General features: G+C 38.4%; 13 protein-coding genes. 4 read left to right on the forward strand and 9 right to left on the reverse strand.

The annotated features are described in order from the left end of the window. The first annotated feature begins 64 nt into the window (after positions 1–64). Complete coding sequence (locus G6W43_RS04610; protein WP_149712506.1) at positions 65–1,558, forward strand: flagellin B; 1,494 nt, start codon at positions 65–67, stop codon at positions 1,556–1,558. 281 nt (positions 1,559–1,839) lie between these two features. Here G6W43_RS04610 and G6W43_RS04615 read toward each other — a convergent pair whose 3' ends face one another. From G6W43_RS04615 to dcd, 8 genes are all read right to left on the reverse strand, one after another. Then, positions 1,840–3,858 carry a 6-hydroxymethylpterin diphosphokinase MptE-like protein gene (locus tag G6W43_RS04615; RefSeq protein WP_194169272.1) on the reverse strand — a complete coding sequence of 673 codons (2,019 nt, stop codon included), beginning with the start codon at positions 3,856–3,858 and terminating at the stop codon, positions 1,840–1,842. Then, entirely contained in the window at positions 3,855–4,886 is a 1,032-nt protein-coding gene (gene pseI, locus G6W43_RS04620) for a pseudaminic acid synthase (RefSeq protein ID WP_103617049.1), read from the reverse strand. Before pseI ends, G6W43_RS04615 begins: the two co-directional genes overlap by 4 nt. Before the next feature lie 42 nt (positions 4,887–4,928). After that, positions 4,929–5,801, reverse strand: a complete 873-nt coding sequence (gene pseG / locus G6W43_RS04625) for a UDP-2,4-diacetamido-2,4,6-trideoxy-beta-L-altropyranose hydrolase (protein WP_194169273.1) — start codon at positions 5,799–5,801, stop codon at positions 4,929–4,931. Beyond that, positions 5,802–6,482, reverse strand: coding sequence for a pseudaminic acid cytidylyltransferase (gene pseF, locus G6W43_RS04630; RefSeq protein ID WP_194169274.1), 681 nt, complete (start codon positions 6,480–6,482; stop codon positions 5,802–5,804). Beyond that, positions 6,479–7,597: a UDP-4-amino-4,6-dideoxy-N-acetyl-beta-L-altrosamine transaminase gene (pseC, locus tag G6W43_RS04635; protein WP_194169275.1), complete on the reverse strand. Its 1,119-nt coding sequence runs from the start codon at positions 7,595–7,597 to the stop codon at positions 6,479–6,481. The genes pseF and pseC overlap by 4 nt, the downstream gene beginning before the upstream one ends. After that, positions 7,594–8,589 carry a UDP-N-acetylglucosamine 4,6-dehydratase (inverting) gene (pseB, locus tag G6W43_RS04640; RefSeq protein WP_103617051.1) on the reverse strand — a complete coding sequence of 332 codons (996 nt, stop codon included), beginning with the start codon at positions 8,587–8,589 and terminating at the stop codon, positions 7,594–7,596. The genes pseC and pseB overlap by 4 nt, the downstream gene beginning before the upstream one ends. Positions 8,590–8,766: 177 nt before the next feature. Beyond that, on the reverse strand, positions 8,767–9,360 hold the full coding sequence (locus G6W43_RS04645; protein ID WP_103617052.1) for a formyltransferase family protein: 594 nt from the start codon (positions 9,358–9,360) through the stop codon (positions 8,767–8,769). Positions 9,361–9,365: 5 nt separating this feature from the next. Next, on the reverse strand, positions 9,366–9,926 hold the full coding sequence (gene dcd / locus G6W43_RS04650) for a dCTP deaminase (protein WP_002939953.1): 561 nt from the start codon (positions 9,924–9,926) through the stop codon (positions 9,366–9,368). A 122-nt stretch (positions 9,927–10,048) separates the two neighbouring features. On the opposite strand from dcd, the gene G6W43_RS04655 reads away from it, so the two are divergent. From G6W43_RS04655 to G6W43_RS04665, 3 genes are read left to right on the forward strand one after another with little or no spacing between them, the layout of a single operon-like run. Then, a complete protein-coding gene (locus tag G6W43_RS04655) occupies positions 10,049–10,891 on the forward strand; it encodes a DUF3737 family protein (protein ID WP_103617053.1) in 843 nt (280 codons plus the stop codon). Positions 10,892–10,911: 20 nt separating this feature from the next. Beyond that, positions 10,912–11,154: a hypothetical protein gene (locus tag G6W43_RS04660; protein ID WP_180997156.1), complete on the forward strand. Its 243-nt coding sequence runs from the start codon at positions 10,912–10,914 to the stop codon at positions 11,152–11,154. A 26-nt stretch (positions 11,155–11,180) separates the two neighbouring features. Further along, positions 11,181–11,477 (forward strand): YcxB family protein, encoded by a 297-nt coding sequence (locus G6W43_RS04665; protein WP_180997157.1) that lies wholly within the window; start codon positions 11,181–11,183, stop codon positions 11,475–11,477. A 71-nt stretch (positions 11,478–11,548) separates the two neighbouring features. Here the strand turns inward: G6W43_RS04665 and G6W43_RS04670 are convergent. Then, positions 11,549–12,060 (reverse strand): SU10 major capsid protein (locus tag G6W43_RS04670; RefSeq protein ID WP_194169276.1); only part of this gene is annotated, 512 nt, incomplete at its 5' end.

Here is a 12,060-nt window from a genome sequence, read left to right on the forward strand (position 1 = left end):
AAAACCGATCGATATAGTTTTCGTGCGACATGAAGTCGTAACTTAAAACATAAAAGGATTTACAATGAGTTTTCGTATTAACACAAACGTAAACGCACTTAACACACACGCTAACGCAGTTAGCAACAACGTTGACCTATCTAAGTCACTAGGTAAACTTAGTTCTGGTCTTAGAATTCAAACAGCTGCAGATGACGCTTCAGGTCTATCTATCGCAGATAGCTTAAGAAGCCAAGCTTCAGCTCTAGGTCAAGCTATTGCAAATGGTAATGATGCTATTGGTATCATTCAAGTTGCCGACAAAGCTATGGACGAGCAGCTAAAAGTTCTTGACACTATCAAGACTAAAGCTACTCAATCAGCTCAAGACGGCCAAACAACTCAATCACGCCAAGCATTGCAAGCTGATATCGTTCGTCTAATGGAGGAGCTTGACAATATCGGTAACACTACTTCATTTAACGGTCAGCAACTACTAAACGGAACATTCTCTAATAAAGAGTTCCAAATAGGTGCTTATTCAAACCAAACTGTTAAAGCAAGTATTGGTGCGACTACATCTGACAAGATCGGTCTTACACGTTTTGAGAGTTCAAAACTACTTACTGCTATGGGTAAGATAGACCTTAAATTCTTAAAAGTTGACGGTGTCAATGATATTGGTGTTACATCTGCCGAGATTGGAACGGGTATTGGCAAAGGTCTTGGTGCACTAGCTGAAAATATCAACAAAGTTGCTGATAAAACTGGTGTAAGAGCTACAGCTGATGTTACTTGGAAGGCCGGTGGCGCCATTCAAGAAGCAGACATCAAAGATCTTACCATCAATGATGTTATAGTTGGAGACCTTAGTGTTAAAGCAAACGATAGCAATGGCGCTCTTGTAAATGCAATTAACTCTGTTAAAGATCAAACTGGTGTTGAAGCTTCAGTTGATGCAGAATCAGGAAAATTAGTATTAACAAGTCGTGATGGTCGTGCTATCCAAGTAAAAGGCGATAATATTTCAAAAGGTCTTGGTGGCAAAGGAAATAACATAACAGGTGGCTTTGTTGGAAGACTAAACCTTGTTCGCCTTGATGGCAGAGATATAAAACTAGAAGCAACAGCTGCATTTAATATGTCAGCAGCCTTCTCTACTGATGGCGGCGCTCAACAATCTGTTTCTCTTAGAGATGTAAGAGGCCAAATAGACGCTAAACTAGCAGATGCTATGGGCTTCCAAAGAATGAGTAAAGGCCTAGACAAAAATCAATCTGCAGGTGTTATGACACTTCGCGGTGCGATGGCTGTTATGAGTATCGCTGAGTCAGCTCAAAAAACACTTGATCAAGTTCGTTCAGACCTTGGTTCAGTTCAAAACCAACTTCAAGCTACAGTTAACAACATAACTGTAACTCAAGTTAACGTAAAATCAGCAGAATCACAAATCAGGGACGTAGATTTTGCTAGCGAGTCTGCTAACTTCTCAAAACATAACATCCTAGCTCAATCAGGTGCTTATGCTATGAGTCAAGCAAACAGCGTTCAACAAAACGTAATGAAACTTCTACAATAACGTAGCTAGTTAAATTAAGTTTTAAATAGGGCTTTGTTGCAGTAGCAAAGCCTTAAATGTGTTAATGCTTTTACAATACGCAAACCCCCAGCCCCAAAGCTAGTCTTTGGGGTTTTATATCTACCAAAAAACAAAATAATAATAGTTAATGTATAAGCTGCACCTTTTTTAGCTAGTATGGTTAAAGGGTTTGCATTTTTATTTAGATATCGTGAAATTTATAAAATTTAGTGAGCTAAACGAATAAAGATGCAAGTAGAAAATTCTACTTGCAAGCTAGTTTATATACTTAGTGTAAAATTCTCTTTTACACTTCCTATCTCATTTTTAGTTATTAGCTTTCTCTTTTTTAACTCAACAACAAGTGGCTTTGAAGCTTTTTTGGTTACTTCTATATCAGCATTTAGCCCGCCCGCTGCAGAGAACATCCAGTACTTGTGCATTTCAACCCACTCAAGTAGCTTATTTACTTTTTGAATAATTGTATCACTAGGAGCTACTGAAATCTTAGCGAGCTCAAGCTCTTGATGGTAGACTGAAATTTGTAAAATATTTTCTATATACTTTTGATAGCTTTTCTTTGTAGTCACATCTTTTAGCTTATCTATCTTTTTTGTTATTTTAAGAAGCTCATTATAGTGTTTACTTGTGATTTTGTGTTCTCTATTAAGTTCTAGTAGCTTATCTATACTAGGTACTAGTTCTAAAAATACTTTTTCTATCTGATGTTTTACTTCATTTTGGATCTTTATTTTTGTTCGTATTACTTCATAGGCTTTTAGTAAATTTTTATTTATAGTTGCTTCGCTATCTTTTTTGATAGAAGGAAGTTTTTTTACTTTTTTGTCTTTACAAAGCTCACTCATGGTATCCAAAAATGGCTTTTCTATAGTTCCTTCTATCCTAGCACCTCCCTCAGTGCAATTGTATGATTTAATGTCTTTGAGATTTGAATGAGTTATATCATTTTCGAACTGGTTTTTAAATATAGTCCAAACGTAGGTCGTTCTGACCTCTCCCTCTCCACCATAAGCTTTAACAAATAAATTTTCATCTGACTGCGCAAACGCATGACCCTTTGCATGACTTGATCCATCTTTACCAAAGGCTAGGTCTTGTCCTATAAAAACAATATTTTTATGACCCAAAACATAAGCTAACTGATAAGCCATATTTGCACAACTATGTCCAACACCTAGATAGCCATATCTTTTTAGTCCATACATAAGCTCCTCTTGTTGAGGTCTCATAGTTAGTACAAGTTTTCTTGGTAAGATATTTTTGATGGTTTGTTTATGTGTAACTGAGGCAACCATAAAGTATATGTCATCATCGATCTTTGGATATTTTTTCTCAAAAAAAGTCGAGGTCGGTATCATTCTCTCGATAGATACTACGTAGTCTGGCTTAATATCGTGCTTTGCAAGGATCGGATAAGAGGCATCAACGCTTATGATAGTAGCGTACGGGGCAAACTCTTTAAGCGTTTTAAGCTGTTTATCCAAGCTCGGACCAGTTGAAACGATAATAGCTGTATCCATCAAGCCATGTCTTTTTTTTATAAGACCCTTATAGCTATAATTTTTAATCATAGATGTTAAATTTTCACAGTTTTGCCTTGTTCCTATTAAAAGATCATCTATACTATTGCCGTGAGCAACAGCTATCTGAGAAAATGCTCTTGTGATCTCTTTATTTATCCTTATGTAGTCTTCTTCGAACTGATCATAAAAAGGAGTATGGACCATAAGGTTATAAGTTTTAACATATGAGTTTAGCTTAGCTTCTATCATTAGATAATAAAATTGTGTATAGGTTGCTAAATCAGAATAAAAAAGCACTATATGTCCACTTGCTAGATCGTTTGATAGGTCAATGACATTTAATACAAGATATATTATTTCGATCTCTGGCTCGATCACTACTATTTTTTGGTGAGTTTCATTTTTTGTCAATGCCTTATAAAGTACTCCATTGCCTAACCCATAAAAAAATAATATCGGATAACGCTTGTAGTCCTTTTCAATATCTTCAAGTAGCTTTAAAGTATCTGTAACCGGATTATCATATACATATCTAAAAGTGTGTTTGTTTATTAAATTTACATCAATAGGGTCTTTTCCTATAAAAATTTCATAATCTTTATTTGCTTCCATAGACCAAAGCCTAGCTGCTAGAATTTCATCTTGTTGAAAGAGGGCTTGAAGGTTTTTTTTGAAGATTGGGTTTTGAATAATTACCTGATTTTCTTCTAGTGGCATTGGTTTTTGGCTATCCACTTTGCTTTTTTTATCACTCATATCAAATCCTCCTTTGTTATTCTCTCACTAAATTTGATATCTCTTTTTGATGGTTTTCCGATCAGCTCTTTTAAAAATTTAGGGTGAAGGCCATGCCCTGGACGTACACTTCTTATATTTTGATCACTAAAAATTTCACCTTTTTTAATATCTGCACTTGCATAAAGCGAGCGTGAGAAAAAGCGATTAGTTAGTGCTTTTTCACCGACTTCATATGAAATTTCTCCTATAATCTCCTCGGCCTCTCTAACACACTTTGTCATAAGAGCAAATTCTCTCTCATCAAGGCTAAAAGCACTATCGACACTTTTTATGCTTTTATCAAGTATAAAGTGCTTTTCGATCATTCTAGCACCAAGGCTAACTGCTACAACTGGGGCTGTCACGCCTAAAGTGTGATCTGAAAAGCCCACTTCAATGCCAAATCTATTTTTCATATCCTTAATAGTTCGCAAATTCATGCCATTTAGTGGCGCTGGATAGCTTGATGTGCACTTTAAAAGGGCGATGTCGTTATTGCCTGCATTTTTGCAAATTTGCACCACGTCTTGTATCTCTTCTTCGTAGGCTATGCCAGTTGAGATGATGATGGGCCTACCTTTTTTGGCCACAAACTCTACAAAATCATAATCCGTCACTTCAAAACTTGCGATCTTATAAGCTGGCGGATTAAACTGCTCTAAAAAGTTGGCGTCGTCCTTGCAAAATGGACTTGAAAAGCAGGCAAGCCCCTCCTCTTTTGCCACTTTAAAAAGCTCCGCATGCCACTCTCTTGGCGTTAGCGCCTCTTGGTAAAGCTCGTATAAATTTCTCCCATCCCAAAGTCCGCCTTTTATGACAAAGTCGTCTAGGTGCGAATTTAGAGTCAAGCTATCAGGCGTATATGTCTGAAGCTTTATCGCATCAGCTCCAGCGCGTTTAGCTGCCTTTATCGTATCTACCGCCGTTTTTAGGCTACCGCTGTGATTAGCAGAGAGCTCTGCTATTATAAAGACCTTTTTGTCTGTATCAAAATTTCCTATTTTCATTTACTCCCTTTTTTTGCTGCTTAAGACAACTATCTTTGCATGTTATATAACCGAGCAAATTTCATCTCCCCAGTAAGCTTCATACCCATTTTCTTTGAGCCAAGCAAATATCTCTTTTTGATTATCCGCTACGCAAATGGCTTTAAATTTAGCTCCCAAAACATAAGCTTCGTTTACAAGCGAGCTTGCTGTTATGATGAGCATTTTGGCTTCGTTCATCAGCCTTGCTACGCTTTTACTATCTACAAAAAGGCTAAAATTTTCGTTTTTACTAGATATCTCTTTTAGGGCGCTTAAGTTTTTATTTCCACTTGTTGTTATGACAGCTGTTTTTAGCCCTTTTAAGAGTAACTTTTTTGAAATTTTAGCACTTAACCCAGAGATATCAGTGCCTCCAAGAATGATAGCGTAGTCGTAAATTTTCTCCCTTTTTACCTGCGCTTCTTCATAAAACTCATCTCTAACTAGCAAAAACTCACTCCCGCAAAATACCTCACAGCCTTTTTCTACCAGCCCCTCATATCTTGCCTTTTGCGCATATAAATTTACGTTTAATATGTAGTCTGCAAAATGTTTTTCGTAAGTGTCGTCAAATGATAAAATTTTAACGCCGGTTTTTTCTTTTATAGCTCTTTCGACTTCAAAGCTAAAGCCGTAGTGGTCGATGATGAGAAGTTCAAATTTATTATCTTTGATAAGCTCGCAAAGTTCATCTATCTCGCCACTTCTTAGGCTAAATTTAGGGTAGCTTATCTCATCAAAAATGTCACCTTCAAGCCTTAAAGATGCAAATGAGATGTTATTAAATTTTTTAGCAAGCAAAAGGTCTCTCCTGATGTGCCCATGCCCTATCTTGCTGCTACTATCAGCGCGCACGAGCGTTTTTAGCAGGGGGAGTCCTTTAAATTCTTTCAATCAGATCTTTCCATTATTTATCAAATAAAGCTTTTTAGCAAACTCAAAATCCTCTAGCGTATCGATGTCACAGACTAAATTTCTTGGCAGCAAATATACCTTTGAATGTGGCGCAAACAAAGCACTGCACTCTAGCCAAGCCTCTTTTTTGCCAAAATAAAATGCCCCAGCGTCATGAAATGCAGGCTCAAGATCTTGCGAGCGCGTCTTTTCAAACTGCGGATAAAACATACTAACCCTAGCGTTTTCATCAAGCTTTATCGCCCTTTGTATAGGAAAATCAAATGCAGTCGCTGAAAATAAAAATTTACACTCCTGCTTTTTAAACTCGCTTGCAGCCTCTTTTAAAATTTCAGCCGTTATCAGAGGCGCTGTGGCATAAAGGCAGCAGACGTCACTAAAGCTAGAATTTACACGCCTTATCGCATCTTTTATCACGTCGGTGCTTGTCGCGTAGTCGTCGCTTAGGCTCGCCTCTCTAAAAAATGGCACGCTAGCTCCAAATTCTCTAGCCACATTTGCGATCGCTTCGTCATCAGTGCTTACGATTACGTCGCTAAAAACTTTAGAATTTAGCGCAGATTCGATGCTATAAGCGATCAAAGGCTTGCCTAAAAAGTCTTTTATGTTTTTGCCAGGTATTCTCTTACTACCGCCTCTTGCTGGGATGATGCAGATCATTTTTGCTCGCTAAAGCTTTTTAGCACGTCAAAAAGCGTGCTCGCAACAAATTTAGCATCATCCACGCTCATTCCGTGATGGCACGGCAAGCTAAGCTCGGCGCTATAAAATTTCTCCGCATTTGGCAGTGAAATTTCGCCAAGAAGCGTTTTATAAAAGCTAAATTTATATGTTGGCTTATAATGCACCTGCACGCCAACGCCTTTTTGCAAGAGTGCTTCAAAAATTTGCTCTTTTTTATCCCAAAATCTCTCATCCAAAAGAACTGGATATAGGTGCCTTGAGCTAGTTGTATTTGCTGGGATATTTATAGTTTTAAAGTATTCACACCCGCTAAATTCCTCATCATAAAATTTAGCTATCTCGTTTCTTTTAGCGATAAAGCCGTCCAGTCTTTTTAGCTGGCTAAGCCCCAAAGCGCAGGCAACGTCCGTGATCCTGTAGTTGTAGCCTAGCAGGCTCATGTCGCTATCCCAAAGCTTTGTTTTAGCGATGCCGTGGCTTCTATAAAGTCTTGCGAGTCTTGCTAGCTCATCGTCGTTTGTAGCAAGCGCGCCGCCCTCAAGCGTGGTGATAGGCTTTACTGGGTGAAAGCTAAATATGCTAATATCAGCCTTAACGCCCACTTTGACGCCGTTTTGCACGCTACCAAGGGCGTGAGAGGCGTCGTCTATCACTTTTATACCGTGTTTTTTGGCTAAATTTATGATCTGATCTAGCTCCACAGGGTTGCCGCCGTAATCAACCGCAGTTATCACCTTTGTTTTTGGTGTGATCAAATTTGGGATTTTCTCTTCATTGATGTTGCCATTTGCTTTTACATCGCAAAATTTGACCTGCGCTCCTGCCATCAAAGCCGCATTTGCAGTGGCTGCAAAGGTGATAGGCGTCGTGATCACTTCATCGCCAGTCTTTACGCCCAGGCTAAGATATGCTACGTGCAGGGCTGAAGTGGCTGAGTTCATAGCGATCACGTGCTTTACACCAATATACTTTGCCAGCTCCTCTTCAAATTTACTGACCTTTTGGCCACCTGTTAAGATGTCGTCTCTTAGCGCATCTGCTACTACTTTGATATCTTCTTCTGTGATCTGCTGGCGGCTGTAAGGGATCATTTAGCATCTCCTATCATCTCAAGAAGGCCTGCTCTATCGAGCCAAATTTTATTTGTATTTGAGCTATATTCAAAGTCCTCACTAACTGGTTTGCCTTTTTGATGAAGAGCATTTGTCGAGAAGTCTTGTGCTGTTAAAAACTGGATAGATGGACTAATAACGTAGTAATCATCAAATTCGTATGTAAGATGCGCGTCGTCTCTTGAGATCATCATCTCATGCATCTTTTCGCCTGGGCGAATGCCTATGATCTTGACGCCAAGATCTGGTGCAAGGGCTTTTGCAAGATCGACCATCGTCATTGATGGGATCTTTGGTATGAAAATTTCGCCGCCTTTCATCCTCTCAAAGTTTTTAAGGACGAAATTTACACCTTGTTCAAGCGTGATCCAAAACCTAGTCATCTTCTCATGCGTGATAGGAAGATCTTTTTCTCCTTGTGCGATCAGCTTTTTAAAGAGTGGCACTACTGATCCACGAGAGCCAACAACGTTTCCATATCTTACGACGCTAAATCTTGTTTTTTTGTCTCCAACAATGTTATTTGCAGCAACAAAAAGCTTGTCACTAGCTAGCTTTGTAGCTCCATATAAATTTACAGGGTTGCATGCCTTGTCAGTTGAGAGTGCGATCACCTTGCTAACGCCACACTCCAAAGAGGCGTCGATGACATTTTGGGCGCCATCTATGTTTGTTTTGATGCACTCCATCGGGTTGTATTCTGCGATTGGCACGTGTTTCATCGCAGCTGCGTGGATGACATAGTCTATGCCGTTCATCGCAGTTCTTAAGCGCTTATAGTCCCTCACATCACCAATGAAAAAACGCATAGCCTTGTCTTTAAACATTTGGGCCATTTCGTATTGCTTTAGCTCGTCGCGTGAGTAGATAACTAGCCTTTTTGGCTTATATTTTTTTAACAAAATTTCGGTGTATTTTTTACCAAAACTTCCTGTTCCGCCGGTGATCAATATCGATTTGTTGTTAAACATTCCAGTACCTTTTTGATAGCAGTTTTTGATTTTTAATTAGATTATTTTAAAATATTCTCTATAAAAATTCAAGCACATACCATACCAAAGTTTAAAATTTTGTTTATCAAAACTTCGCTCTTTCTAGCTTCTATTTCGTCAAAATTTCGTTATTGTTTAGGGTTTATAAAAATTATTTTAAATTTGAATATTTTTTATTCTATTTAGAAAATATGCGATATTAGTATCCCAACCATCTTTCAAAAGATGCATATACTTCTCCTTATCCGCTGCCCTATGATAGGTACCCTTGTTAACAATGGTTTGACCGTTAGAGTTATTAGCTGATTCTGATGTCTTAATATCCTGCCAACACGACTTAAATAATTTCCGAATCTCTACTTGTAAAGTATTGTAACTGGTAGCAAAACTCTCCTTCGATGCATCAAAATTTATCTTTTTTTGAGTTATGACTTTTCCAGTATCTAGCCCTGTGTCCATATAATGGATGCTAACACCTTTTGGTGTGTTATCTACAAAAGACCAGAAATTAGGATCTGCTCCTCTATTGTATGGCAACAGCGAAATATGTAAATTAATTGCTCTTCCAGAAAAATGTCTTAATACCTCATAAGGCAAAATATACCTATAACCATAACTCACAATAAAATCTATCTTATTTTTTAATACAAATTCTTCGTCAATTTTTTCTATTGTTTTTACTAGTGTGTTTGAATCTTCTTCTAAAAATTTAGCCAGTTCTTTATCCTCGCTAAGAAACAAAATTTTCATTGTCTTTACTTCAAAATTCTAGGTAGTGTAATGCCTTCTTGGGCTTGGTATTTGCCGTTTTTATCAGCATAAGTCACCTCGCAAGGCTCGTCACCCTCGATAAATAGCACCTGCGCGATGCCCTCGTTTGCGTAGATTTTCGCAGGTAACGGCGTCGTGTTTGAGATCTCTATCGTGATATGCCCCTTAAATCCAGGCTCAAAAGGCGTGACATTTACGATGATACCGCACCTTGCGTATGTGCTCTTGCCAAGGCAGATCGCTAGCACGTTATCAGGCATGTTAAAGTACTCGATCGTGCGCGCTAAGGCAAAAGAATTTGGCGGCACTATGCAGACATCGCCCTTAAAATCGACCACATTTTTCTCATCAAAATTCTTTGGATCAACGACGGTTCCGCCGATGTTTGTGAAAATTTTAAACTCATCGCCCACGCGGATATCGTAGCCATAGCTAGAAACGCCGTAACTCACGACGCCGCGGCCCACTTGCTCCTCGGCAAATGGCACGATCATCTTCTTTTCAACCGACATTTTTCTTATCCAAGAGTCTGATTTTAAACCCATTTTTGCTCCTTTTTTGGGGCGATTATAACGCTTTGCGTCTTTAAAGTAAATTTAATGGCACTTTGCAATAAAATTTAAGAAAATCAGTATAATTTTGAGAGAAAATTTAATAAAGGACAAAAATGCAAGAGAGAACCGCAGAAATTTTCACAGGAGAACGTGCGATGTTTGGATCAAAGGGGCTAAATTTTACTAACTGCATCTTTGAAGATGGCGAGTCGCCGCTAAAGCACAGCTCAAATTTAAAGCTAAATGGGTGCGTTTTTGCCTACAAATATCCACTTTGGTACGCAAGCGATATCACACTAAATGGCGGATATTTGGAGCCTTTAGCAAGGGCTGGCATGTGGTACAGCACAAATTTAAGCTTCAAAGACGTGCTCATAAATGCGCCAAAAAGCTTTAGAAAAAGCTCGCAAATTTCACTTGAAAATGTAAATTTCTCAGACGCCGCCGAGACACTTTGGGGGTGCGCAGACGTGAAGATAAAAAACGTCTTTGCAAAAGGGGATTACTTCGGGGCAAATAGCGAAAATTTGGAGGTTGATGGGCTAAGCTTGGACGGCAACTACTGCTTTGATGGCTGCAAAAACCTTCGCGTCACAAACTCAAAACTCATCTCAAAAGATGCCTTTTGGAACTGCGAAAACGTGGTCGCGCAAAACTGCCTCATCTCAGGCGAATACCTAGCCTGGAACGCGAAAAATGTTACACTCATAAACTGCACGATAAAGAGCTTGCAAGCACTTTGCTACGTGGAAAATTTGGTCGTGAAAGATTGCACTTTTATGGATACAAGCCTTGCTTTTGAATATTCAAGCGTCGATGTGAGCACAAAAAGCTGCATAAAAAGCGTGAAAAATCCAAAAAGTGGCGTCATAAGAGCTGGCAAGATAGAGGAGATCATCTTAGATGGCAGCTTGGTTGATGTAAGCAAGATAGAGATCATCACGGATGAAATTTAGGCAAAATTTAAAGAAATAACATGCAAAATGAAAAATTTAGAGCGAAATTTAGTATAAAAAACGATGCTAAATTTAAAAAACTGCTACATAAGGTCTCAAGCACCGTCTACAAAAAGAATAAATTTGTGTTTTTGATGAGAGCGATCGAGCTGCCATTTGCTGCGCTATGCGCAGTAGCTTTGGTTGTTCTTTTTGACATTTTTGAGAATGATTTAGTAGTTTTTTCGGATATAAATGACGTCTCTTTTATGGCAAAAATTTAGCCATTGTTCTTTGTGTTGGCATAGTCTTGCTCTATATTTATGCGACCATAATTAAACCAGTTTTATTTACTAGAGCCATTTACTCAAAAATCGATGTTGAGCGCGAACAAGAGATCGTTATATACGATAATGAGGTCTTGTTCGCCACAGCAACGAGCACGGTTCATTTTTCATATGGTGCGTTTCTTGGCACTTGCGAAACGGATGATTTTGTAGCTTTGATCTTAAAAGAAGGCAGCTTCTTGCAGATCCCAAAAGAGTCGCTAAATAAAAAATCACAAGAAATTTTGGAATTTCTAGAAGAAAAGATAGGTCAAAATTAGTGAAATACTTTTGGATATTTTGAATTAAAAACCATACAAATTTGCCATGTCGGCAAATTTGTTGGCTGCATTCAAACAAAATTCTCTAAAAGTATAGATATTATTGCTTTAGTGATACCAAATATCAATCTTTCAGCGATAAATTTTAATATTAAAATAATTATTTGACTTCGAGAATGATACCTAAACACTATTTTATTTATAGCTAGTTTTAACTCAGCGCCAATAAACACATCTTTTGGAGTTGTGCCTGCATCCCAAATGTTTTGAAGTAGTTGTGATAACACAGTTTCAGTTAGTGCTGCTGGAGTGCCTTTCCAGTCGCCTGTGCTATCAAATGCTACAACGTTGCCACGCTTACCACTTGCAAATGCGGCTGAGTCTTTAGCCAAGAAGTAAAATAGGCCTGCCATTTCGCCAGTTCTAACAGTCGGTGCTTTAAAGACACTCTTTTTAACATCAGCATCACGTCCAAGACCAAAGATAGCATACTCCATATCTAGCTTATGCTCTTTTGCTCTTTTAGCTGTCTCGCGCTCTAGCTCTTTACCGCCGTAAGTAGCCACTGCTTGCATACTTCTTG

The sequence above is a fragment of the Campylobacter concisus genome (genome assembly GCF_015229965.1).
Classification (GTDB): Bacteria; Campylobacterota; Campylobacteria; order Campylobacterales; family Campylobacteraceae; genus Campylobacter_A; species Campylobacter_A concisus_BD.